Here is a 24,938-nt window from a genome sequence, read left to right on the forward strand (position 1 = left end):
TAATAATTAAATTAACTCACCGTGAAACAACAATGTTTTCCTGAGCAGGGTTAACATGCTGCATATGCATTTTTTCAACAGCTATCCGCTCAACCCGGCTGTGATCACCCAAAGCATTTTCTTCGAGGATCAAATTGCGCCACTCGATATCTAATGCATCACGTTCCACCACCAGATGCTCTCTTTCAGCCGTCAACAAACGGGTTTCATGTGCAGTAGTTACAACAACTATGGCCGAAACCAGTACAACGACTAGAAGAATTAACGGTATCTTGGCATTCTTGAGCAAATCGCTGCCGATAATACCGGTTAATCCGTGACGTTCACCTGCCATTATTCACTAACTTTTTCAGCAAAACGCAAAACAGAACTACGAGCCCGTGGGTTATTAGCCACTTCTTCCTCTGGAGGTTTCATCTTGCCAATCGATTTCAAGCTACGCCCACCTTGTGCTTTCAGTTGCTCTTCTGTGAGTGGCAATCCTGCCGGTACTTGTGGCCCTCGACTATTCTGACGAATAAATCGTTTAACAATCCGATCTTCCAGCGAATGGAAACTAATCACTGAAAGTCTCCCCTGCGGTGCAAGCACTTGTAATGCTCCCTCCAGCGCCTGCTCAATCTCTTCCAGCTCACTGTTGATATAGATCCTAATAGCCTGGAAGCTCCTGGTTGCTGGATGCTTATGTTTTTCTTTTACCGGGCTGGCCTGAGCAATCAAATCGGCTAGCGCTTTTGTTCGGATAATTGGCTCTTCCTGATTGCGTGCCACAATTGCTCTGGCAATGCGTTTGGCGAAACGCTCTTCACCAAATGTTTTCAATACCCAGGCAATATCATCTGCTGTTGCGTTCATCAGCCATTCTGCTGCTGACTGCCCGCGAGTCGGGTCCATCCGCATATCTAGCGGCCCATCACGCATAAAAGAAAAACCGCGTTCCGGATCATCCAACTGAGGCGAAGAAACACCTAAATCCAGTAATACACCATCAATTTTGCCGATTAGCCCGGCTTTTTCTGTATAGTGAGCCAATTTAGAAAATGGCCCATGTACAATTGAAAAACGTGGATCTGTAATTGCTTTCGCCACTTCAATCGCCTGAGGATCTCGATCAATGGCAATTAAGCGACCTGCCGTCCCCAATTGCGACAAAATCAGACGTGAATGCCCTCCACGGCCAAATGTGCCATCAATATAGATGCCATTTTCACGAATATTCAGCCCGTTGACTGCTTCATCCAACAATACGCTGGTATGTTTAAAATGACTATTTGCCATATTTATAGTGATAATTCCTGTAGCCGTACTGATAAAGGTTCCTGTGTGGATTGCTCAGCCGCAATATCATCTTTAACCTGTTGATACCAAGCCTGTTCATCCCACAGTTCAAATTTGTTGAACTGACCAACCAGCATGACCTCTTTGACTAGCCCTGCATGCTGACGCAATGTATTAGCTAATAAAAGACGTCCTGCACTATCCATCTGGCATTCACTGGCATGACCTAAAAGTAAACGTTGCACCCGACGCTCCGCCGGATTCATGCTGGATAAGCGAGAAAGTTTTTCTTCAATAATTTCCCATTCAGATAATGTATAAAGCAACAAGCACGGTTGATGAAGGTCAATGGTACAAACCATTTGCCCTTGTGATTCCTCATTTAGCATAGCCCGGTATCGGGTAGGTACGGTGAGCCGCCCCTTGCTATCGAGATTTATCTGCGTTGCTCCACGAAACATCCTCAGGTCGCCCCTGGTGATCAAAAATTACCACTTTATCCCACTAATCCCCACAATAAGGAGTTTACGGATGGGACGAAAACCTTGTCAAGCCAGAGCCGATGCGCTTTAGCTATATTTGATGGCAGGATTTTGGCTGTTGGGAGGCATAATTATTAAATTTAGCAATATCAATAATAATTAACACCATGATAATTCTGAATAATTTTACAAGCACAGGGAGAATAAATGTTTACGGCAAAATAATGAAAAAATAGTTGTGTGATTAATTTATTTACATAATTTACATTTCATTACTATTTAACCACCGTGCAGCAATGTTTATCATTCTATTTGATGCATTCAACACTCAAACTAACTAGCAGCAAAAAACCACAAAATAAATATTATTAAAATCAATTTAATATATAAAAGACGGTAAAAAAACGGGGATAAATAGACAAATCCCAAACTCAAATAAGCGCTGTTCCATGCGCTTCTTTCTACTGAATAATTTATGTATGAACGAAATTGCTATTTGCTCGCGCTGAAACACTTCTTTTAAGACAGATCTGACAACCAAAACCCCCCATCAGAAAATTAATGAGGGGTTTTTATTATATTTTCCGACTCAGGCTTCCTCGACGACATAAGTCACGATGTATCCGTGTGATACCTGGCCCTGGCTTCTGCTTTTCATCCAGACTTGTTAACACCAGTTCCAATACCCGTTCAGCAATTTCACGATGACGCTGCGCTACAGAAAGCACTGGACATTCAAGGAAATCCAATAATTCATGATCACCAAAAGTCGCAATAACCAATTGATTTGGTAAACGACCGCTGTGTTTTAGCGTAACATCCATGACTCCCTGTAACAGGGCAAAAGAGGTGGTGAACAACGCTTGTGGCATTGGATGAGTTTCTAACCATGTGGTGAACACTTCAGCAGCCGCATCACGCTCATAGCTGTTTGAGTAAAGATACATCACTTTACGAGGGTCATCTTTCCATGCTTCACGGAACCCCTGTTCACGCAGAAAACTGACTGATAATTCAGGTAATGCACCGAGATAAAGCACAGATTCAGCAGGGAATTGGCGAAATTCTTGTGCCAACATCTTTGCATCTTCAAAATCATCACCCACTACGCTGATAAAGTGTTCATTTTCGAGTGCCCGATCGAGAGCAATAATAGGCAAAGAACGATTTGCCCAGCGTTGATAAAAAGGATGCTCCGGCGGTAATGCGGTAGAAACAATAATTGCATCCACCTGGCGTTGTAGCAGGTGTTCAACACAGCGCATTTCATTATCAGGTTGGTCTTCCGAACAGGCTATCAATAACTGATAGCCACGCTGACGAGCCTGACGTTCCAAATAATTAGCAATACGGGTATAGCTGGTATTTTCTAAATCTGGAATAACCAAACCAATAGAACGGGTACGTCCTGCACGGAGACCGGCTGCCACAGCATTAGGATGGTAATTATGCTCTCTGACCACTGCCATCACTTTTTCTACCGTTTTATCACTGACACGGTATTGCTTGGCTTTACCATTAATTACATAACTGGCCGTTGTGCGTGAAACACCTGCAAGGCGGGCGATTTCATCCAGTTTCACATTAACTCCTTCATAGACCCCAAAAAGGCCCTACTTTATCGCAGAGCCTGATAAATGTATGCACATAGCCCCGCAGTTTGCGATTTTTCATCGCATAATTTTATCCCCACGAGAGACACCGACAATACCCGAACGAGCAACTTCAACAATTTCAGCAACATCCCGAACAGCATCGAGAAAGGCATCCAATTTATCGCTGGTTCCCACCAACTGTACGGTATATAAGGTCGAAGTCACATCAACGATCTGCCCACGGAAGATGTCAGTACTGCGTTTGATCTCTTCACGTCCATATCCACTGGCCTGCAATTTGACTAGCATAATCTCACGCTCTACATGAGAACCCGGCGCCAACTCGCTGACTCGTAACACATCTACCAACTTGTGCAACTGTTTTTCAATCTGTTCAAGTACCCTTGCATCGCCCTTAGTCTGAATTGTCATCCTCGATAATGTCGGATCATCAGTTGGAGCAACAGTTAAACTTTCAATGTTGTAGCCACGTTGGGAAAACAGACCAACAACCCGGGACAAAGCCCCTGATTCGTTTTCAAGTAATACAGATAAAATCCGGCGCATAATCAGGTTCTCTCCGTTTTGCTTAACCACATCTCATCCATTGCTCCTCCACGGATCTGCATAGGATATACATGTTCAGTTTCATCCACAGTGATATCAACAAATACCAGCCGCTGATTTTCAATCACCTCTTTCAAGGCTTCGGCCAATTTACTTTCCAATTCATCATAACGTTGAATAGAAATACCAACATGACCGTAAGCTTCAGCCAATTTGACAAAATCAGGCAAGGATTCCATATAAGATTGAGAGTGACGACCGGCATAAATCATATCTTGCCATTGTCTTATCATCCCCAAGAAACGATTATTCAAGTTCAGAACCAGTACCGGCAACCCATATTGCAACGCGGTAGACAACTCCTGAATATTCATCTGAATACTACCATCCCCCGTAACACAGACTACCGTCGCTTCCGGTTTCACCAGTTTAACGCCCAAAGCAGCCGGTAAACCAAATCCCATCGTTCCCAAACCACCGGAACTGATCCAACGCCTTGGTTTATCAAATGGGTAATGCAATGCAACAAACATCTGATGCTGCCCAACATCTGAAGTGACATAAGCTTCCCCTTTCGTCAGACGATAGAGAACCTCGATAGCCGCTTGTGGTTTAATTTTTTCACCGCTGCGATCAAAACTGAGACATTTACGGCTACGCCATTGCTGAATAGATAACCACCAATCTTTTAGCGCATCTGGATCTTGCGTGTCTTCCATTGTCTCCAGCAACGCCAGCATCTGTCCAAGCACCTGTTTAGCATCACCAACAATAGGTACATCTGCGGAAACCGTTTTCGAAATTGATGTTGGATCAATATCAATATGTAATACCGTTGCTTCCGGGCAATATTTTTCCAGATTATTGGTGGTGCGATCATCAAAACGTACACCGACAGCAAAAATCACATCTGAATTATGGATTGCTTTGTTAGCTTCGAATGTACCATGCATACCGAGCATGCCCAGGCTTTGCGGATGAGTTGCAGGGAAACTGCCTAATCCCATCAGGGAGCTCACAACAGGGATATTGAACTTTTCTGCCAATACCAGTAATTCTGCTGAACAATCTGCGTTAATCACCCCCCCGCCTACATATATGACTGGTTTTTTCGCATTCAATAGTTTTCTTAATGCCCGCTTAATCTGCCCTTTGTGTCCTTGAATCGTTGGATTATAAGAACGCATACTTATCTGATCAGGATAAATATAGGGTAATTTTACTGCCGGATTTACCGTGTCTTTCGGTAAATCAATAACGACGGGTCCCGGACGACCACTGGAAGCTAGATAGAAGGCTTTTTTCAGTACCTTCGGAATATCCTCTGCTTTTTTCACTAAAAAACTGTGTTTTACGATCGGGCGGGATATCCCTACCATGTCACATTCCTGGAATGCATCATTACCAATCAACGAACTGGCGACTTGACCGGACAATACAACCATTGGAATTGAATCCATATAAGCTGTGGCAATACCGGTAATGGCATTAGTTGCTCCTGGACCGGAGGTGATCAATACCACACCAACCTTCCCGGTAGAACGAGCATAACCATCAGCCATATGAACTGCCCCCTGCTCATGACGTACCAGGATATGCTCAATGCCCCCAACCGTATGCAGGGCATCATAAATATCCAGTACTGCCCCCCCCGGATAACCGAATATATGCTTAACGCCCTGATCAATTAATGATCGGACGACCATTTCAGCTCCTGATAACATCTCCATAGGTTTTCCTCCAGGCTCTGTTTGCAAGTTAATAAATCAGAAGTTACTTCCACTTTTATTTTAGTAAGACGAATGGCCTCTCAGCGATATATTGATGCTGAGTCAATTAACATAACGCTAGAAACGGGTGTTAGCAATGTGAGTACAAGGAAGAATAACCACTTTCTGAAAATTCAAGATGTCTCTTGCAAGCGTTATCTTGCTATCAAGAAGCTAAGGACAAGCAGAATATGAGTGGCTATACCTAAAAAGAATGACAACGTATAGGTATTATCCAATATATATACCCGTCATCTTTCAAGTTGCCTCTTTGTTGGCTGCACTCGCTCACCCCGGTCACATAGTTTGCTATACTCCCGGGGATTCACTCCCTTGCCATCGCGATGCATCTTGAAATCCATTGGGTATAGTTCAATTTTAACTTCTAATGTTTGATGAAGTCTGGTTTGGCGCTTGCAGGATTAGATAAAACCCTATGGTTACTTGCTGCTAATAAATTGGGTTTAAAGACAAAAAGTATCAAAAAAGATTTTTTCCGCCTGCCTTATGTAGAGCTGTCTGGAATGCAGATAGACAACATTTCATTTCGTGCCAAGAAAACCAAGTTGTGTCCCTCAATTCAATAATCGTCCTAAGAAATATAAATAGATACAACCTAATTTATTCGATTATCATTCAGTTAGATAAAAATTATCTGACTGTTAATGGTGAACAAATGATACTAGTTGCCAATATGAACATAATGGTAGAAATAAAAACTGACCGACGGAAAATGATTGACTATGTGCTCAATCTGTTAAAAACCAAAACCGAAGAAAGCTTTTTGGAACGACAATTACTTCTCAATTCATCTTTTAAAACAAAAAGAACCAATTCAGTAACACTTTATCTGGAAGATAAGAATTATTTTTTAAATCAATGAGGAAGAAACCACATATGCCTGATGAAGCACTACAACAACCTAAACATAAAACAGTAGGAATATTTGAAAACTATCAAGAAATCATACCTGACGATAAACTTTCATACTTTGAAAACGCACCTTCTATAACCTTGCATGTAGCTCCCCAAGGTGCTCCGATGAACCGATGGAAACAAATATTCCTAGAACTGTATTTGATGGAATTAAATATACAGGTATGGTTAAGGAACTTCCACTGAAAGTACCGAGAACAGTTGAAGAGTTTCGGGAACTAGAAAAACAAGCTCAGAATGGTAGCGCTGATGCCTATTTTTTATTAGGCAAACTTTATACTGACAATTCATTAAAGGAATCAGAAAGGGATTACCAAAAAGCCATAGCGTATTATGGCAAGGCCTTAGAGTTAGATAAAAACCATGCGGAATCTTTATATAATCTCGGTATAATTTATAGTTTTGGTTATGGAGTACAAGAAGATCAAATAAAAGCCAATGATCTACTTAAGAGATCCGGAGATTCTGGAATAATAAATGGATATCAGATAATAGGGGTAAATTATTTATATGGTTCAGGGAATAGCCCGCAAGATTTAGAAAAGACATATCATTATATTAAAATAAATGCTGAAAAGGGTACTGTGGAAAAAGGAATATCTCAAGAAATAATAAATCATTGGGATGAATTCTTAATTCTCATGGGATATAAACCCATCCCATTAGTAGAAAAAAGTAACTAAAAATATAATTATAATCCCGCTCTGTATTCAGAGCGGGTTATTTTACAGTAGGTAAATGATATTTTGACAACTTATTTAAAACACACAAACCCTATCATAATTACATAAAACATGAAAAAACCGGTCACATTCATTATATAAGGAAACTCTGATTCACAACATTGAATTATCTTTTAATACCTTTTCTAGCTTAGGAAAAACAGTAAAACCGTCGCGATCTAAAAAGTGCCCGCCATCAGGGAAACCATATAATTCAGCCTGGAGCTGCTGACTTAAATTTAATGTAAACTGTGGCGATACAATCTCATCATTAAGCGATAATATCGCTATTCGTTGTTTTATTTTCTGTATGAGGGGACGAAAATTCAAGTTCTCCTCAGTAAATATATTTAATTCAGGTAAAGTTGATAACTTTTCATAAAATCCCGCGATTAATACAACTCCCCCTATATTTATATTATCAGGTAAAGATGCGATGTAACGGAGTGTAGTAATGCAGCCTAGACTATGCCCGATAAAAAGTGTTCTTTCATTAGGATTAGGTATACTCTCCTGCAATTTTTCTTGCCATAAATGGGGGGAAGGAACATGAGATTCAGGCATTTCCGGCACGATCACATTAACATTTAACTTTTCATACTGAGCTTTAAGCCAAGGAAACCAATGATGATCAGGAGTCGCCATAAGACCATGAACAATAACTACATTATCAAAATTCATCAATTCACCTAATTATACAAATTATATTTTATTTACCATATAAACTTTACCATTATCTTATTCATATATTTAATACAGGAATAGCACAATACTGTCAACCAATATATTCTCTATGATTCACCAAGAAAGTAATGCTAATCTCATAAAATCATGCTCATTCGATCTGTAATATTTAACAATTACAGAATAATCTTAGATAGTATAATTTATCTGTGATTTTAAGGCGGGATAAAAGTTTATTAGTCCAATATTGAATTCTTTAAAGCCGGGCATTCATGGGATAAACCCAAAGCGGGATATTACTACAATATCCCTCATACTTTCCCTGAATAACCGGTAACACTAACTCTTTGTAGAAAATCCCGAAAATCAATCCTGATACATAGATTCAATTTCTTCATGGTAACGCTGCATAATAATTTTCCTCCTCAATTTCAGTGTTGGAGTTAATTCACCTGTTTCCATTGAAAATGGTTTTGGCAGTAATATGAAACGCTTTACCTGATCGAAGTGAGCAAAGTTTTTCTGCACCTCTTTCAAGCGTTGCTCAAACATATCGATAATCTGACTATGACGCAGTAATTCAACCCGGTCATGATATTTGAGATTAATTGACCTTGCATACTCTTCCAATGCTTCATAACAAGGCACGATAAGAGCGGATACAAATTTACGGGCATCAGCAATAACAGCAACATGCTCAATAAAACGATCTTGCCCTAACGTGCTTTCAATCATTTGAGGAGCAATATATTTACCATTCGATGTTTTCATCAAATCTTTCAGACGTTCAGTAATGAACAAATTACCATTTTCATCCAACTTACCAGCATCACCTGTACGCAACCAACCGTCTTGAGTAAATGCCTTGGTGGTTTCTTGCTGATTATTGAAATAGCCTTTCATCACAATTGGGCCACGCACTTGTATCTCATCTTCTCCACCGATACGGACGTCAATGCCAGGCAAGGGTTTACCAATAGAACCAAATATATAACCTTGCTCTTCCCAACAGGAAACCGTGGCACAAGTCTCTGTCATACCATAGCCATATTTGATATTTATCCCAACAGCGAGAAAAAACAGGATAATCGTTTCGTCCAGACGTGCGCCAGCAGCAGGTAAAAACCGAACTCTGCCCCCCAACACATTTCGCAATTTACTCAACACCAATTTATCAGCCAGTCGATGCATTGCTGTTGACCAAGGGCAGCTTTTTTTACTTTGCAAATTACGTAAAAACTGACGCTCACCACATTTAATCGCCCAATTAAAAAGTTTTCTTCGATGCCAAGGAGCCTTAGAAACCTTTTCAAAAACCGCACTATAAATTTTTTCGTAAAATCTCGGCACTGCACACATCACTGTCGGGCGGACATCCGCCATCGCTTGACGAACAAAATTAGTGTCGGTCAGATAAACATTTTGTGCTCCTACATGCATGACATAGAAACTCCATGCGCGTTCAAAGACATGGGATAACGGCAGAAAACTCAAAGAAATGTCCTGATCAGTTAATGTCAAGATATGATCATGTGAATACAACTGATAGGCTAAATTGCGGTAATCAAGCATGACGCCTTTAGGCTCTCCCGTGGTACCAGACGTATAAATAAGTGTAAAAAGATCATCCAGATTGTGGTTAGCAATACGGGTTTCCAACGCAGATTGATGTTGTAATTTATTATCGGCCATGAAATCAGATAAATGCTGAGCTAATGAACAACCCCGCAAATCGACTGATTCATCTAAGACAATAATGTGACTTAACTGAGGGCAACGTTCTGTCAAAGAAATAGCAACATCATACTGCGGCTGTCCACCAACAAACAAAATACGCACACCAGCATCATTAAGTATGAAACCAGCCTGTTCTTGACTACTGGTTGCATACAGAGGGACAGTGACCGCCCGAAGTTGTAATACAGCGATATCTGCCAATGACCACGCCATGCTGTTATGTGCAAATAGGCCAATTTTTTCTTGCACATCAATGCCAATCTCCAACAACGCCCGGCTAATAGCATTGGTCTTTTTACCAATATCATTCCAGTTTAGTTCGAGTTGTTCAGCCGGAGACCATTGGCGAAAAGCAATTTTCTCTGGGTGTTGTTTGATTTGTTGTTGCAACCGGTTTATCAAGTGATAAGGATGTAAATTTTTAGTTATCACAATTTTTTTCCTGTTCGAAAAACTTTTTTCTTATCGGAGAAAAAACAGTAATTTTATTCTCTGATAATACCTTTTCGCATCACTTATTCGCTTTTCAGCTTACAGGTGTTAGCTATTTCCTTGCAGTCTACCGATTCCTGAACAACAGGAAAAGCCTATTTCTCAAAAGTTGAAAAATTTGTGATAAAATAAAAAAACTCACCACCCTTATCCAGTAGTGAGTTTTCAAGTTAATTATCTGCTACTAAGTTGACTCAACAACGATTTCATCCATTGATGCCCTTTATCTTTCGTTGTAGATTCATGCCAAACCAAATAACACGGACGACTTACTTTATCCCACGGTAATGAAACCGCTTTTATTGCTAATTGTTCGTTATAGTGCTCAACTAACCATTTTGGCGCAATCGCAACCAAATAGGTTTGAGAGACAATATGCAACACACTATTCAAATCGGTCCCCTGATAAACCACCGAACGCAAACGTTCACCTCCATCATAATAGGGAACGCTGAATGAACATATATTATCCAATGATACAACGGCATGATGTTCCTCATACAATTGCTGCTCACTAATACTATTTTCAATTCTTGGATGATGATTAGAAACAGCCAAAACCAACTCATCATTGAATAACGGGTAATGATGAAAATCCATACGTTCTAGCTGCGTATAGCTAATGACAAACTCAGTTTCCTGATACCTGAGCTGATGTTCAATATTATCATGTAGATATGATCTAATCGTCACCCCCAGATTGGGTGTATTTTGTTTCACCTGTTCAACTATTTTTGCAGCCAGTCTAATATCTAGAGGGCTACAAATTGAAAGACTAAAAATCCTATCACTATTATCAGGTTCAAAACCAACCCCAGGTAACTCGTTATATACCAGTTGTAATGCCTGACGGACTGGACCAAATAATTGATGAGCTCTTGCCGTCGGTTGTATTCCACGCCCATAACGCACAAATAATTCATCATTGAACATTAGCTTCAAACGAGAAACCGCATTACTGACAGCCGGTTGTGACATTCCTAATATCTGTGCCGCACGTGTTACATTCTGCATTTGCATAACTGCATCAAAAACAGTCAACAGATTGAGATCCACATTACGTAAATGAATTTCATTTGGATCTTTTTTGGTTGCAGTTACTGAGGTGTATTCAGCCATTGTTTAACTCCACTAAACTGATGCAGATGATCCCGGCTAATAACAAAACATCGGAAATACCTTCATTTATTACTCAGATATTACGATGACTCTAACTATTAACGAGATCAATTGTCTTAATCATTTCGATAACAAATAATTAAGACTCGTCCTTGTACAAATCTGAATACGCATAGCTAACCAGCGCATCCCCTTATTAATGTTAAAAATATATAATTTCAATTAGTAGACAATGTAGTGCTCATTATTCATTCACAAAAAAGTACAATTACGTTAACAATTTATTCACCCTGATATTTTGTATATGATGATAAATCAAAGAATTACACAATTCACAATAAAATTACTGACTTATTATTATTAAACAATTTTATCAGAGTTATTATATTATAGAATTATTTTTTCAAAGATATATAACATAACTTCCTATTTGTATCTATTTTTCCAATGACAAATGATGTTTTTCGGAAAAATACAAATCGACTTCCAGCTCATCACACAAAAAATACTTAATTTTAATTAATCAGTATAATGCGCTATTTTTTATATAAATCAGAGCTTATCATTAAAGTCAAACCAGAACAAAAAAGGATAAAATAAAAGCTTTTTAAATATAAACAGATCAACACTTCAATTTACCACCATGAGAAAAGTAAAACCAAGAATCATATGCCTAAATGAATTCTTGACATCACTTTTAAGATAACGTATCAATAAAAGCATATGAATCACAAATACTCATTAATACTACTGAAAGGTTGGATCGATATGATTCACTCAATTTGTCTACTAAACCTATTACTCATCGTATCTGATATGCGCGGTATGCTGGTGGACAGAAAACAGAGTTGATTCAAAACAGAGTTGGTCCAAACCAGACATTAACAAGAACCCGCGCCAAGCGCGGTTTTTTTTTACCTGCTGGGCGCAAAAAACAACCATGAGAGGAACGTACATATGAACCAGCAAGTTATTATCTTCGACACCACGTTACGTGATGGAGAACAAGCATTACAAGCCAGCTTATGTGTGAACGAAAAACTCCAGATTGCCTTGGCCTTGGAGAGAATGGGTGTTGATATCATGGAAGTCGGTTTTCCAGTTTCCTCTCCTGGTGATTTTGAATCTGTACAGACGATCGCTAAGCAGATAAAAAATAGCCGTGTTTGCGCCTTAGCCCGTTGTGTAGAAAAAGACATTGACGTGGCCGCAGAAGCATTAAAAGTTGCAGACGCTTTTCGGATCCACGTTTTTTTAGCCACTTCCGATTTACATATTGAATCCAAGCTGAAAAAAACATTCGAAAATGTCATGGAAATGGCAACTCAATCAATCAAACGGGCACGTCGTTACACTGATGATGTCGAATTCTCCTGTGAAGATGCGGGCCGTACACCTATTGATAATCTGTGTCGGATCGTTGAAAACGCTATCAAAGCAGGCGCAACAACGATCAATATCCCAGATACTGTCGGTTACACCACTCCATATCAATTTGGCGGCATCATCACTAACTTGATCGAACGCGTTCCTAATATTAATAAAGCGATAATATCCGTCCATTGCCACGATGATTTGGGGATGTCTGTCGCCAACTCTATCACAGCAGTACAATCCGGAGCCCGTCAGATAGAAGGGACGATAAACGGTCTGGGTGAACGTGCCGGTAACTGTTCACTGGAAGAAGTCATTATGGCGATTAAAGTCCGTCAGCAAATGTTAGGCGTTTATACTAATATCAACCATCAGGAAATTTACCGCACCAGTCAGTTGGTCAGTCAATTATGCAATATGCCAATCCCCGCGAATAAAGCAATTGTTGGTAGCAATGCATTTTCCCACTCATCCGGGATTCATCAAGACGGGGTACTGAAAAATCGTGAAACTTACGAAATTATGACACCAGAGTCCATCGGCCTGAAAGAAATTCAATTGAACCTGACTTCCCGTTCTGGCCGCGCCGCAGTGAAACACCGTATGGAAGAGATGGGATATCAGGATAAAGATTACGATCTGGATAGCTTATACGAAGCCTTTTTACGTCTGGCAGATAAAAAAGGCCAGGTATTTGACTATGATTTGGAAGCCTTAGCGTTCATCAATTTGCAACAACAAGAACCCGAATTTTTCCATCTGGACAACTTTAATATCCAATCTGGCTCCAATGTGATGACAACAGCCGCTGTACGTTTAGTGTGTGGTAAAGAGGTGAAATCAGAAGCTGCCACAGGTAATGGACCGGTAGATGCTGTCTATCAGGCAATCAGTCGAATAACTGAATACCCAGTTGAACTGGTTTCTTATCAGTTATCAGGTAAAGGCCAAGGAAAAAATGCACTGGGTCAGGTAAATATCGTTGTCGAATGCTTTGGGCGTCGCTTCCACGGCATGGGATTGGAAACAGATATTGTTGAATCTTCTGCCAAAGCAATGATTCATGCTCTGAACTGCGTTTGGCGTACAGAGCAAGTTAAGAAAGAGAAACAACGTATACAGCAAAATACAAAGGAAATGGTGTAAACATGTCGAACAATTATCATATTGCAGTTTTACCCGGTGATGGTATTGGCCCTGAAGTTATGGCACAAGCCTATAAGATATTGGACGCAATCCGTAAGCGTTTCAATATCCGTATCACCACCAGCGAATATGATGTGGGTGGGATTGCTATCGATCGCCACGGCTGTTCACTACCGGCAAAAACCGTAGCAGGTTGCGAACAGGCTGATGCCATATTGTTCGGCTCCGTGGGAGGGCCTAAGTGGGAACATTTACCACCAGCAGAACAACCTGAGCGTGGCGCACTGTTGCCATTACGCAAACATTTCAAACTATTCAGCAACTTACGTCCTGCCCGCTTATATGCTGGATTAGAGGTATTTTGTCCTTTACGCCATGATATTGCCGCCAAAGGCTTTGATATTTTATGTGTCCGTGAATTAACCGGCGGTATCTATTTTGGTCAACCCAAAGGACGTGAAGGCCAAGGTAAATATGAACGAGCATTTGATACTGAGGTTTATCACCGTTTTGAAATCGAGCGTATTGCCCGCATCGCCTTCGAATCCGCTCGCAAACGCGGTAATAAAGTCACATCTATTGATAAAGCAAATGTGTTGCAGAGTTCCGTATTGTGGCGAGAAGTTGTTACTGAGATTGCAAAAGCGTATCCAGATGTAGAAATCAATCACATGTATATTGATAACGCCACCATGCAGTTAATTAAAGATCCATCCCAGTTTGATGTGATGCTGTGCTCTAATATTTTCGGCGATATCTTATCTGATGAGTGCGCCATGATTACCGGTTCAATGGGCATGTTACCTTCTGCCAGCCTGAATGAAAAAGGTTTTGGCCTGTATGAACCCGCTGGTGGTTCTGCACCAGATATTGCCGGAAAAGGTATTGCTAACCCGATAGCCCAGATCCTGTCTGCCGCTTTACTGTTGCGCTATAGCTTAGGTCACAATGACGCCGCTAATGCGATTGAACAAGCGGTTAACTACGCTCTGGAACAGGGCTATCGCACAACAGATTTAGCCGGAAACGGTAAAGCAATTAGCACTGATGAAATGGGCAGCACTATCGCCCGTTATATAGCCGAGGGTGTTTAACATGGCTAAGACTTTATATCAAAAATTATATGACGCTCATATTGTCCGGGAAGTACCTAATGAAACCCCGTTACTCTATATTGATCGTCATCTGGTTCATGAAGTAACCTCCCCGCAAGCTTTTGATGGTTTGCGTACTAAAGGCCGCCCAGTGCACCAACCAGGTAAAACGTTCGCAACAATGGATCATAATGTATCCACGCAAACAAAAGATATTAACGCTTGTGGTGACATGGCACGTATTCAAATGCAGGAGTTGATGAAAAACTGTGCCGAATTCGGTATCACATTATATGACCTCAATCATCCCTATCAGGGGATTGTTCATGTCATCGGCCCTGAACAGGGGATAACCCTACCAGGCATGACGATTGTTTGTGGTGATTCCCACACTGCCACGCACGGAGCATTCGGTTCGTTGGCCTTCGGTATTGGCACTTCTGAAGTTGAACATGTACTCGCTACCCAAACTCTGAAACAAGCCCGTGCCAAGACTATGAAAATCGAAGTGATGGGGGATGTCGGTGATGCTATTACCGCCAAAGATATCGTTCTGGCGATCATCGGCAAAACAGGCAGTGCAGGTGGTACAGGGTATGTGGTGGAATTCTGTGGTAAGGCGATTGAAGCACTTAGCATGGAAGGCCGTATGACTTTATGTAACATGGCAATTGAAATGGGTGCTAAAGCGGGTTTGGTTGCACCGGATGAAACCACTTTTACTTATATGAAAGGCCGCCAGTTCTCACCGAAGGGAGAGCTATGGAAGCAAGCTGTTGCTTACTGGAAGACATTGAAATCCGATCCTGATGCACAATATGACACCATTATTACAATTAATGCAGAAGAGATCTCTCCACAGGTCACATGGGGAACAAACCCTGGACAAGTGATCGCCATTGATCAAACAATTCCAGCGCCGGAATCTTTTAGTGATCCTGTTGAACGAGCATCTGCTGAAAAAGCACTGGCGTATATGGATTTGAAACCCGGTATTAAGCTAACAGATGTGAAGATCGATAAAGTCTTTATCGGCTCTTGCACCAACTCCCGAATTGAAGATTTACGGGCTGCCGCAACCATCGCACAAGGCCATAAAGTTGCACCTGGTGTTCAGGCGATCGTTGTTCCCGGATCAGGCCCCGTTCAAGCACAAGCAGAAGCAGAAGGTTTAGATAAAATTTTCATAGAAGCCGGTTTTGAATGGCGTTTACCCGGATGTTCCATGTGTCTGGCAATGAATAATGACCGCCTGCAACCCGGTGAACGCTGTGCTTCTACCAGTAACCGCAACTTTGAAGGGCGCCAGGGACGTGGTGGACGCACCCATTTGGTAAGTCCAGCGATGGCAGCAGCAGCAGCGATTAATGGTCATTTTATCGATATACGCCATCCAGCACAGAAGTCATAAAGGAGAGAATGATGGAAAAGTTTATTCAACATACCGGCTTAGTTGCTCCTTTAGATGCGGCAAACGTCGATACTGATGCCATTATTCCCAAACAATTCTTGCAAAAAGTCACTCGCACAGGCTTTGGTCAGCATCTGTTTCATGACTGGCGTTTTCTTGATGACGCAGGACAGAAACCTAATCCTGAATTCGTGTTAAATCAGCCTTGTTATCAGGGTGCCAGTATCCTTCTGGCTCGTGAAAACTTTGGTTGCGGTTCCTCCCGTGAACATGCACCTTGGGCACTAACGGATTATGGTTTTAAAGTTGTTATCGCCCCAAGTTTTGCGGATATTTTCTACGGTAATGCTTTCAACAACCAATTACTGCCAGTAAAACTGAACGATGACGATGTCAATGAGCTATTTGAGTTGGTTCAGCAAAACAAAGCTTGCCGTTTTACTGTCGATCTAGAACAACAGAAAGTCCATGCTGGCGATAAAGACTATGATTTTGAAATCGATAGTTTCCGGCGCCACTGTATGATGAATGGTCTGGATAGTATTGGCCTAACATTACAACATCTGGATGCCATAATAACCTACGAGCAAGAACAACCGATTTTCCTACGTTAATTTTTCCGTTATTGATTTATCCCGTAGTTTTCTACTACGGGATTTTTCTATCTGTGTCAAAGGCAAAAACAGTACCACCACGTCTATACTCATGCAGACAGTCACATTTTCAGCTATATAAAGGGCTTTAACTAATACTCTACCATTCCCCATCACATTTAAAATAAATTTACAGATAGAAATAGCGATAGTAGCTGGACAAAACGCCTCCAATACCAGATTATTACTCGCTTTAAACTGATATGTAAAAGAAGTAGAGAGTACACAATGTACAATAAGAAAAAAAGCCAGTAAGCTTTCTTACTGGCTGGCAAATCACCATTACTCAAGAAAATTGGGGGAGAAGCCAGATTTCGTCTGGCCTATTGAGCTACTTTCAATATGGATAATTATCGTCGCAATATAAGAAAATAAAAATTGATGAATAATACTCTGGAGTTCCTCTTTTATGCCCAGTTCACGCTTACAACAACAATTCATTCGATTATGGCAACACCATCAAGGAAAAGAGGCTGAAACAACGTTACAAGAACTGGCAAATGTACTGCATTGTTCAAAACGCCATATCCGTTCACTGCTCAACAATATGCAGAAAGCTGGTTGGTTACAGTGGCAGGCTGAGTCTGGGAGAGGGAAACGTTCTCAACTGAATTTTTTACGTGATGGATGGGAATTTCAACAACAACGAGCTGAAGAGTTGCTTGAGCAACATAACGTTGAGAAGTTGGTCCAACTGGTTGGTGATAAAGATACAGTCCGTCATATGGTACTATCCCAGATTGAGCGCCGTTTCCGTCAGGGAAAAAACTTACTGCGGATACTCTATTATCGCCCTTTCCCTAATCTTCTACCCGGTTCACCTTTACGCCGCTCTGAAATTCATCTGGTCAGACAGATATTTAATAGCCTAACCCGCATAAATGAGGAAAATGGGGAACCAGAAGCTGACTTAGCTCATCATTGGCAACAATTATCCTCAAATCACTGGCGCTTCTATCTACGGCCGGCCATCCATTTTCACCACGGCAGAGAATTACAGATGGCGGATGTCATCGCTTCGCTACAAAGATTACGCAACCTGCCCCTTTTTTCTCATATTGAAAAAGTCACAACGCCCACACCCTATGTGATTGATATTTTTCTTTCAGAACCTGATCTCTGGCTCCCTTTATTAATCGGCAGCCCACATGCCATGATCTTGCCTCAAGAGTGGCAAAAGTTACCGAACTTCTCTCGTATGCCAGTGGGAACTGGCCCTTACCAGGTCATAAAAAACAGCGCTCAGAAACTACAAATTCGTGCCTTTGATAATTACTTTGGCTTTCGGGCACTGATTGATCAGGTGAATATATGGTTTCTACCAGAATTAGCGGAGAAACTGGTTTGTACAACTCTGCATCTGGAAAGTGACAGCACGGATAATAACTCGCTAGATAGCAGGATAGAAGAAGGCTGTTATTTCCTACTACACGACCATCGTTCAACTAAATGTAAGAGAGAAGACGTTCGCCAATGGCTATGCAGTCTGCTAACACCGATCAATCTGCTAGCGCATTGTGACCCCTTTTATCAACGCCACTGGTCACCCGCTTATGGTTTATTACTACGCTGGCATCACAGTAAGCTCATATCCGAATTGAACAAACCAGAGGATATTACCCATCTGACCGTCACGCTTTGTCATCAACATCACGAATACCACACAATCAGCCAGATCCTTCAAGCCATACTGACCAAGTGCGGCGTCGAATTGAAAATCAACATCGTGGATTATGACACATGGTTCAATGGTAACACCGAAAGTGACCTCTGGCTTGCTACTGCCAACTTTTATAATCCTCTGGAATTTTCGCTGTTCGCTACGCTGTACGAGATGCCATTATTGAAAAAGTGCCTTGGTAATGACTTAAGTAAAGAAGTATCACAATGGCGACGACAAGAGTTATCGCTTGAAGAGTGGTGCGAAAAAATAGTTGATGAACATTGGTTGCATCCACTGTTCCACCACTGGCTTGAGTTACAGGGACAGAGAAGTATGCGGGGAGTCAAAATGAACACCTTTGGTTGGTTTGATTTCAAATCTGCCTGGTTCAACCCATATGAAGGGTAATTCACAGAAAAAGCCAGAGTTATGAACATACACAGGTGTGCAAACTTGCTTTTATTCACTTTTTCTGTGGATATCTATGTGAAAAAGGCAGGGGTAATTCAGGTATAGCTTTATATTATGAATTATCAATCTATAGACAAAAAATGAAATAGTATTTATTTTTCATTGAAATAGCAGCTATTTATCTCGCTATTTCTAGCGTCAATCACAACTATAATGGACAACGTTAGTTGATGAGAACAAAAAACAATCAAACATTATGTTATCCACAGGTTATGCTTTTTAGTTAAGCAAAAAACAGTGGTTTTTGTAGAAAAAAGTGTTAGTCAAACCTGTAAATCAAACCAGTGATCTCATTTTTGTCTACTTATCCCATAAAACTGTGGATAACATGGTGTAAGATCCTGTTCATTATTACCAGCAATAGGTGAACAAGAACGGCAGTCAATTTTACAATATTTGAAACAGCAATAAAAAATGTTTGTATATCATGCTATTATCACTTTTTAGCTATTGTATGAACCTCAGATTTATTATTCACAGAAACTAAGGCTGTTTTTTGACCTAAAAAACGGATATCTCAAATGAACATACTGTTTTCCCCCCCACCTCCACCAGACAACGAGCAACAGTTGCTTGAATGCGCCCAACTTCTGGCTGGCTTATCAATGGGAGAACTCGCGGCAAAAGCAAATTTACCTATCCCACCCAATCTGAAACGAGATAAAGGCTGGGTAGGCATGTTGCTAGAATATTATCTGGGTGCAAGTGCCGGCAGCAAACCAGAGCAAGATTTCGAACATATCGGTATTGAGCTTAAAACCATCCCAGTAGACAGAAGAGGTTATCCATTAGAAACAACATTTGTCTGCGTTGCACCATTAACAGGGAACAGTGGTATTACCTGGGGAAGCTGTCATGTTAGACGCAAATTATCGCGAGTGCTGTGGATACCTGTTGAAGGTGAACGGGAAATCCCTCTAGCCAAACGCAGGGTTGGCTCTCCTTTATTGTGGAGTCCCAATCAAGAAGAAGAAGAGTTACTACGTCGCGACTGGGAAGAATTGATGGATTTCATCGTGCTTGGCAAAGTAGAGAGCGTTACCGCCCGTCATGGCGAAGTATTACAGTTGCGCCCAAAAGCGGCTAACAGCAAAGCATTAACCGAAGCAATCGGCGTACACGGCCAGCCTATTATGACTCTGCCTCGCGGGTTCTATCTAAGGAAAAATTTCACTGCTCCTCTACTGGCCCGTCATTTTTTGATTTAACGTTGAGTTCTGACTGATTTTTACATCGACATACTTACCTTACATCTAATCAGGCGTATAATTAGATTTTTACCTTAAGGTTTTAATAAGCAATGTTAGAATGGATTGTTGATCCCCACGCCTGGATGGCACTTGCCACCCTGACAATTCTAGAAATCGTTTTAGGGATTGATAACATTATCTTTTTGTCACTTGTTGTGGCAAAACTCCCTAACCATCAACAAAATAAAGCACGTAAGATCGGACTAATGGGAGCAATGCTAATGCGCTTAGCGCTGTTAGCCTCTATTGCCTGGGTTATTCGACTAACCTACCCGATATTGACAGTTTTTGAACATGACATTTCTGCCCGTGACTTAATCCTATTCTTTGGCGGTCTATTCCTGATCTGGAAAGCCAGCAAAGAAATCCACGAAGCGATCGAAGGTGACAATGAAGGGGAGCTAAAACGTCCTGTTCACTCCTTCCTGGGGGCCATTATCCAGATTATGTTGCTGGACATTATTTTCAGCCTGGATTCAGTCATCACCGCTGTTGGCCTGTCCGATCACCTATTCATTATGATGGCAGCCGTTATCATAGCCGTCTGTGTCATGATGCTCGCCGCTCGTCCTATCGGTGAATTCGTTGACCGTCACCCTTCCGTCAAAATGCTGGCGCTGTCGTTCTTAATCCTTGTAGGCTTTACCCTTATTCTGGAAAGCGTACAAGTGCATATACCTAAAGGTTACATCTATTTTGCCATGTTCTTCTCAATGGCAGTGGAAACACTGAATCTCATGCGTGGGAAAAAGAAAAGAAATTAGAAATAGCGCTAAATAACGCTAAAAAATATTCTTCTTTGATTTAAAAAGTATGCCATAGATGCCCAGTTCAGTACTGCGGCATCTCAATTCTATGCAGCAAAAAATTGCCGGTTATTTCGGCATTTTTTATACTTAGCTAACCTCATTTGTTTTCTTATCTTCGCTACGACTGACAATCTTGGCGCTCACTCGCTGACGATAAGTAAAATTGTGGCCCTCACCGCACGTGATCTCTGTTGCCGCCTGAATATCGCCGATATTTTCCAGCACAATACAATTCGTAAACTGGCTGAATATATTGAGAACAAAGCCGTCGCGACAGAACACGCCATTGCAATTGCAGAGGAACGACGCACATCGCTGAGTCCGCAACAGAACCTGCTGTGGTACCTGAGTGCGCTTAACCCCGATGATTGTAGCTACACCCTCCCGCTCGCCGTGGAAATTCGCGGCCATTTAGCACCGACCAACGTTTAAATACTCAGGCGCGTTCGTTTTCACCTTCTGGCAAGGCGGGTTGCCGTTCGCTACGAACGATACTCCCTGCCAGCATCAGTGCACAAATGCTGCTGATTGTCAGTACCACGCCAAGGCGTTGCGCTAACCCTGCCAGAACCAGGCCGCCCCCTAACATCAGGTAATACATCAAACCAAGGATCGCCCCCGCCGTTCCCATGCAATCTTTATAGTGCCGCAGGGCACGCGCCAGAATATTGGGAATGGCAATACCATATGCCATCACAACCAGCATCATTGGCAAGACAAACCATACCGTTTCTTCCAGCAAGAACACCAAGATACCGCCAGAAAGCAGTAGAACACACGCCAGTGTCAGCAACGCGGTAAATAACCAGTGCTTGGCGATCAGAAGCTTGTTAATGGCTGCTCCAAGGCCCACACCTGCTGCCAACACCAGCCCGGTATAGCCAAACCATTGCGCAGGAAGACCCAGTGTTTCAAAACGGAACGGTGCTAATTGGTAAAAACTGAACATGCAGATATTGAATAGAGCGACCAACAGCGCACTGTGCCAGATGTCACCATCTTTAGTCATACGCCCCAGAGTACCGAAGAAGGAGCTTTTCACGACCTCTTGCGGGCGAGTTTCTGGCAGTTGCCATGCAGCATAAGCCAGCAACGCCGCCGCTAATATTGCCAGACCGCTAAAGACACCCTGATAGCCCCAATAATGGGTCAGTAACGCACCGCTCAGCACGCCGATCGCCGGGCTAACCGCCATAGCTATCCCCATCACCGAAAACACCTGCGCCAATTCGTAGCCGCTGAACTGATCACGAATGACGGTCTGGGTGCCCACCGATCCCACCGCCGCACCAAAGGCTGCCAACACCCTCGCCACCAATAATATGGTAAAACTATCGCAGAAGACCGCTAAGATCGATGCCAACATATATAACGCGAGTCCGACAAGGATCGTAGGACGCCGTCCAATCACATCACACATCCGCCCCCACACCACAACACCGAAGGCAAAAGCAAAGAAGTAACAAGACAAAGTTTGCGCGGCCATTTCCGCGCTGACATGAAACCCTTCAGCAATATGAGTAAGCACTGGGCTGTAGATCGTTTCCACCACTTGGGGAAACATCATCATAGATGTTGCCAGTGTGAGGGTAAGTTTGCGTTGCATAGCAAGTCCTGTGACTGAAGGTAAAATAAGGACACCAAGGTATCATCCTCGCTCTGTTGTCTGCTACAATATAAAAGACAAAAAATTTACATAATCGGACAGAATATGACATGGCTTAACGCTCAGGATACCTTTGATCCAGATTCGTTCGACAATAGCGTATTGGGCATCGCAGCCGAATTGGCTCAGCATGACTCTGGCCCACACTGGCATAGGATGGGGCAACTACTGTTTAGTCAGCAAGGCTGCATGCGCATTATGCTCAACGAGAGCATCTGCATGCTCCCGCCGGGTCGTATCGCTTGGATTCCACCGCGGGTAGAGCATCGGGTGCAAGTCAGCGGTGTGGTAGGTTATCGCTCAGTGTATCTCGATCGTTCCCATTACCCTAGTCTGCCTGAATGCTTAGAAGTCCTGACGGCTTCACCTTTGCTACGCGAAGTGCTGGAGCGCATTGCCATCGCTGAGTTCGACACCAACTGGCAGCACGGTGCTACCGCTAATATTCTAGCGGTATGCCTGGATGAGATACAACTGGCACCACGCGAATTAACCCTGCTGCCCCTACCCAGTGACCGCCGCCTGAGAAATTTAGCCGATATGGTCACAGTACCGCCGCTGTACGAGCTGGCTAGTTATATCGGCGCATCGGAAAAAACCATTAGCCGCATCTTCCGGCGTGAAACTGGGCTGAACTATCAACAGTGGCGGCAACAATGGCGGCTAATCAAAGCAATTGAGCTACTAGCAGAGGGATACGGCCAATCTGACGTCGCCAGTCAACTGGCTTTTTCCAGCGATAGCGCTTTCGCCACCTTTTTTAAAAATATGGTAGGCAGCCCTCCACGGGCATATATGGCAATGCGCAGCTAATTGTTTAATCTCAGATGGAAGGACTGACACTGATTTCAGCCAATAGTATTTTCTCTCAATATGACATCCGGTTAATTGATGCTCACATGTAAAAAATGACAAAGAGCCTCCAGAAAAGCATATAAAGGTTACATCAATCCAAATAACAGCCGAGTTTCAAGGGATAGCGCCACAACTCAGTACGAGCTTATTTCACTATCCCCTAAGACTATACTAAGACTACGTGCTCTTTAGCGCTTCTTAGATGCCTGTAAATAAAGCATCTCCAGTGCAATAGTCGCACCTGCCAGAGCCGTAATTTCAGACTGATCATAAGCTGGAGCAACTTCTACCACATCCATACCGACAATATTTAGCGGTTGCAAACCACGCAGCAATTTCAGTGCACGATCGGTTGTCAGGCCACCAATGACTGGCGTACCCGTACCCGGCGCAAAAGCTGGATCAAGACAATCGATATCGAAAGTCAGGTAAACCGGCATATCACCAACCGTCTCTTTTATCTGAGCAAGCAAATCATCCACACTACGGTCATTAACCTGATCAGCATCCAGCACCGTAAAACCATCGTCCCGTCCATGTTCAGTACGAATACCAATTTGTACTGAATGATGCGGATCGATCAACCCTTCATTTGGTGCGTGATAGAACATGGTACCGTGATCAAATTGGCTACCGTTTGGATAGGTGTCAGCATGAGCATCAAAATGAACCAGAGCCATTTTACCGAAATGTTTGGCATGAGCGCGCAACAAAGGCAAAGTAATAAAGTGGTCACCACCAAAAGAGAGCATACGCTTACCGGAAGCCAGCACTTTTTCAGCATGAGCTTGTAATTTATCACTCATATCCTGAGCATCACCAAAGTTGAAGACCACATCACCGCAATCTACAACTTTAAGACAATTGCGTAGCTTAAAATCCCACGGCCAACGGCGGCTTTCCCATGCCAAGTTAGTAGAAGCCTGACGAATGGCCGCAGGCCCGTGGCGACTACCTGCACGACCTGATGTTGCTATGTCAAATGGTACGCCAGTAATTACCCACTCTGCATCGCTGGAATATGGCTGGAAATTCAGCGGAAAGCGCAGGAAACCGAAGGCATTAGAAACCAGAGAGTCATCTTGTTGGTTGCCCAAGGTACTTATTGTCATGAGATATATCCTCAAAAGTTTCCCGACAGAACAAAGCTATTTAATTCCAGGAT

General features: G+C 42.3%; 21 protein-coding genes. 10 read left to right on the forward strand and 11 right to left on the reverse strand.

All coding sequences use genetic code 11. From position 1 onward, the window contains the following. Positions 1–16 precede the first annotated feature (16 nt). The 6 genes from ftsL to ilvI all read right to left on the reverse strand — a co-directional run bounded on the left by ftsL (position 17) and on the right by ilvI (position 5,652). On the reverse strand, positions 17–337 hold the full coding sequence (gene ftsL / locus AACQ83_RS15850) for a cell division protein FtsL (RefSeq protein WP_112878552.1): 321 nt from the start codon (positions 335–337) through the stop codon (positions 17–19). Then, complete coding sequence (rsmH, locus tag AACQ83_RS15855; RefSeq protein WP_112878553.1) at positions 334–1,278, reverse strand: 16S rRNA (cytosine(1402)-N(4))-methyltransferase RsmH; 945 nt, start codon at positions 1,276–1,278, stop codon at positions 334–336. The genes ftsL and rsmH overlap by 4 nt, the downstream gene beginning before the upstream one ends. A 2-nt stretch (positions 1,279–1,280) precedes the next feature. Then, the gene (gene mraZ / locus AACQ83_RS15860; protein ID WP_011147826.1) at positions 1,281–1,739 is read right to left on the reverse strand and encodes a division/cell wall cluster transcriptional repressor MraZ; all 459 of its coding nucleotides are present in this window, start codon (positions 1,737–1,739) and stop codon (positions 1,281–1,283) included. A 596-nt stretch (positions 1,740–2,335) separates the two neighbouring features. After that, positions 2,336–3,343: a catabolite repressor/activator gene (cra, locus tag AACQ83_RS15865; RefSeq protein ID WP_112878554.1), complete on the reverse strand. Its 1,008-nt coding sequence runs from the start codon at positions 3,341–3,343 to the stop codon at positions 2,336–2,338. Between the two features lie 87 nt (positions 3,344–3,430). After that, positions 3,431–3,922, reverse strand: coding sequence for an acetolactate synthase small subunit (gene ilvN, locus AACQ83_RS15870; RefSeq protein WP_167405300.1), 492 nt, complete (start codon positions 3,920–3,922; stop codon positions 3,431–3,433). Positions 3,923–3,924: 2 nt separating this feature from the next. Further along, complete coding sequence (gene ilvI / locus AACQ83_RS15875; RefSeq protein ID WP_112878555.1) at positions 3,925–5,652, reverse strand: acetolactate synthase 3 large subunit; 1,728 nt, start codon at positions 5,650–5,652, stop codon at positions 3,925–3,927. A 1,088-nt stretch (positions 5,653–6,740) separates the two neighbouring features. Between ilvI and AACQ83_RS15880 the strand changes: the two genes are divergently transcribed. Beyond that, entirely contained in the window at positions 6,741–7,310 is a 570-nt protein-coding gene (locus tag AACQ83_RS15880; protein WP_112878558.1) for a tetratricopeptide repeat protein, read from the forward strand. Between the two features lie 153 nt (positions 7,311–7,463). Here the strand turns inward: AACQ83_RS15880 and AACQ83_RS15885 are convergent, their stop codons facing one another. The 3 genes from AACQ83_RS15885 to leuO all read right to left on the reverse strand — a co-directional run bounded on the left by AACQ83_RS15885 (position 7,464) and on the right by leuO (position 11,381). Next, positions 7,464–8,030 carry an RBBP9/YdeN family alpha/beta hydrolase gene (locus tag AACQ83_RS15885; RefSeq protein ID WP_112878559.1) on the reverse strand — a complete coding sequence of 189 codons (567 nt, stop codon included), beginning with the start codon at positions 8,028–8,030 and terminating at the stop codon, positions 7,464–7,466. Between the two features lie 369 nt (positions 8,031–8,399). Further along, the gene (locus AACQ83_RS15890) at positions 8,400–10,199 is read right to left on the reverse strand and encodes an AMP-dependent synthetase/ligase (protein ID WP_192881037.1); all 1,800 of its coding nucleotides are present in this window, start codon (positions 10,197–10,199) and stop codon (positions 8,400–8,402) included. Positions 10,200–10,436: 237 nt separating this feature from the next. Then, on the reverse strand, positions 10,437–11,381 hold the full coding sequence (gene leuO, locus AACQ83_RS15895) for a transcriptional regulator LeuO (protein WP_112878561.1): 945 nt from the start codon (positions 11,379–11,381) through the stop codon (positions 10,437–10,439). A 957-nt stretch (positions 11,382–12,338) separates the two neighbouring features. On the opposite strand from leuO, the gene leuA reads away from it, so the two are divergent. The 8 genes from leuA (at position 12,339) to AACQ83_RS15935 (ending at position 21,684) form a co-directional block, all read left to right on the forward strand. Further along, positions 12,339–13,901 carry a 2-isopropylmalate synthase gene (gene leuA / locus AACQ83_RS15900; RefSeq protein ID WP_112878563.1) on the forward strand — a complete coding sequence of 521 codons (1,563 nt, stop codon included), beginning with the start codon at positions 12,339–12,341 and terminating at the stop codon, positions 13,899–13,901. A gap of 2 nt (positions 13,902–13,903) precedes the next feature. Further along, positions 13,904–14,995 (forward strand): 3-isopropylmalate dehydrogenase, encoded by a 1,092-nt coding sequence (leuB, locus tag AACQ83_RS15905; protein ID WP_112878564.1) that lies wholly within the window; start codon positions 13,904–13,906, stop codon positions 14,993–14,995. Between the two features lies 1 nt (position 14,996). After that, positions 14,997–16,406, forward strand: coding sequence for a 3-isopropylmalate dehydratase large subunit (gene leuC / locus AACQ83_RS15910; protein ID WP_112878565.1), 1,410 nt, complete (start codon positions 14,997–14,999; stop codon positions 16,404–16,406). 8 nt (positions 16,407–16,414) lie between these two features. Beyond that, positions 16,415–17,020: a 3-isopropylmalate dehydratase small subunit gene (gene leuD / locus AACQ83_RS15915; protein WP_112878566.1), complete on the forward strand. Its 606-nt coding sequence runs from the start codon at positions 16,415–16,417 to the stop codon at positions 17,018–17,020. A gap of 448 nt (positions 17,021–17,468) precedes the next feature. Further along, positions 17,469–19,130: an HTH-type transcriptional regulator SgrR gene (gene sgrR / locus AACQ83_RS15920; RefSeq protein WP_112878567.1), complete on the forward strand. Its 1,662-nt coding sequence runs from the start codon at positions 17,469–17,471 to the stop codon at positions 19,128–19,130. A gap of 584 nt (positions 19,131–19,714) precedes the next feature. After that, positions 19,715–20,401 (forward strand): DNA mismatch repair endonuclease MutH, encoded by a 687-nt coding sequence (mutH, locus tag AACQ83_RS15925; RefSeq protein WP_112878568.1) that lies wholly within the window; start codon positions 19,715–19,717, stop codon positions 20,399–20,401. A gap of 92 nt (positions 20,402–20,493) precedes the next feature. After that, positions 20,494–21,207 (forward strand): TerC family protein, encoded by a 714-nt coding sequence (locus tag AACQ83_RS15930; protein ID WP_112878569.1) that lies wholly within the window; start codon positions 20,494–20,496, stop codon positions 21,205–21,207. Positions 21,208–21,363: 156 nt separating this feature from the next. After that, entirely contained in the window at positions 21,364–21,684 is a 321-nt protein-coding gene (locus tag AACQ83_RS15935; RefSeq protein ID WP_255566985.1) for a phosphopantetheine-binding protein, read from the forward strand. 4 nt (positions 21,685–21,688) lie between these two features. Here AACQ83_RS15935 and AACQ83_RS15940 read toward each other — a convergent pair whose 3' ends face one another. Beyond that, positions 21,689–22,858, reverse strand: a complete 1,170-nt coding sequence (locus tag AACQ83_RS15940) for an MFS transporter (protein ID WP_112878571.1) — start codon at positions 22,856–22,858, stop codon at positions 21,689–21,691. A 105-nt stretch (positions 22,859–22,963) separates the two neighbouring features. On the opposite strand from AACQ83_RS15940, the gene AACQ83_RS15945 reads away from it, so the two are divergent. Beyond that, the gene (locus AACQ83_RS15945) at positions 22,964–23,731 is read left to right on the forward strand and encodes an AraC family transcriptional regulator (RefSeq protein ID WP_112878572.1); all 768 of its coding nucleotides are present in this window, start codon (positions 22,964–22,966) and stop codon (positions 23,729–23,731) included. Positions 23,732–23,961: 230 nt separating this feature from the next. On the opposite strand, the gene speB is transcribed toward AACQ83_RS15945, so the two are convergent. Further along, positions 23,962–24,885, reverse strand: a complete 924-nt coding sequence (speB, locus tag AACQ83_RS15950; protein WP_112878573.1) for an agmatinase — start codon at positions 24,883–24,885, stop codon at positions 23,962–23,964. Between the last annotated feature and the right edge of the window lie 53 nt (positions 24,886–24,938).

The organism is Photorhabdus sp. S10-54 (assembly GCF_963878145.1).
GTDB classification, from domain to species: Bacteria; Pseudomonadota; Gammaproteobacteria; order Enterobacterales; family Enterobacteriaceae; genus Photorhabdus; species Photorhabdus kayaii.

Coding starts and splice junctions, on each gene's coding strand:
- rsmH (WP_112878553.1), bottom strand. CDS start 1,278: ATGGCAAATAGTCATTTTAAACATACCAGCGTATTGTTGGATGAAGCA.
- mraZ (WP_011147826.1), bottom strand. CDS start 1,739: ATGTTTCGTGGAGCAACGCAGATAAATCTCGATAGCAAGGGGCGGCTC.
- ilvN (WP_167405300.1), bottom strand. CDS start 3,922: ATGCGCCGGATTTTATCTGTATTACTTGAAAACGAATCAGGGGCTTTG.
- ilvI (WP_112878555.1), bottom strand. CDS start 5,652: ATGGAGATGTTATCAGGAGCTGAAATGGTCGTCCGATCATTAATTGAT.
- AACQ83_RS15880 (WP_112878558.1), top strand. CDS start 6,741: ATGGAAACAAATATTCCTAGAACTGTATTTGATGGAATTAAATATACA.
- AACQ83_RS15885 (WP_112878559.1), bottom strand. CDS start 8,030: ATGAATTTTGATAATGTAGTTATTGTTCATGGTCTTATGGCGACTCCT.
- leuO (WP_112878561.1), bottom strand. CDS start 11,381: ATGGCTGAATACACCTCAGTAACTGCAACCAAAAAAGATCCAAATGAA.
- leuA (WP_112878563.1), top strand. CDS start 12,339: ATGAACCAGCAAGTTATTATCTTCGACACCACGTTACGTGATGGAGAA.
- leuB (WP_112878564.1), top strand. CDS start 13,904: ATGTCGAACAATTATCATATTGCAGTTTTACCCGGTGATGGTATTGGC.
- leuC (WP_112878565.1), top strand. CDS start 14,997: ATGGCTAAGACTTTATATCAAAAATTATATGACGCTCATATTGTCCGG.
- leuD (WP_112878566.1), top strand. CDS start 16,415: ATGATGGAAAAGTTTATTCAACATACCGGCTTAGTTGCTCCTTTAGAT.
- sgrR (WP_112878567.1), top strand. CDS start 17,469: ATGCCCAGTTCACGCTTACAACAACAATTCATTCGATTATGGCAACAC.
- mutH (WP_112878568.1), top strand. CDS start 19,715: ATGAACATACTGTTTTCCCCCCCACCTCCACCAGACAACGAGCAACAG.
- AACQ83_RS15930 (WP_112878569.1), top strand. CDS start 20,494: ATGTTAGAATGGATTGTTGATCCCCACGCCTGGATGGCACTTGCCACC.
- AACQ83_RS15940 (WP_112878571.1), bottom strand. CDS start 22,858: ATGCAACGCAAACTTACCCTCACACTGGCAACATCTATGATGATGTTT.
- AACQ83_RS15945 (WP_112878572.1), top strand. CDS start 22,964: ATGACATGGCTTAACGCTCAGGATACCTTTGATCCAGATTCGTTCGAC.
- speB (WP_112878573.1), bottom strand. CDS start 24,885: ATGACAATAAGTACCTTGGGCAACCAACAAGATGACTCTCTGGTTTCT.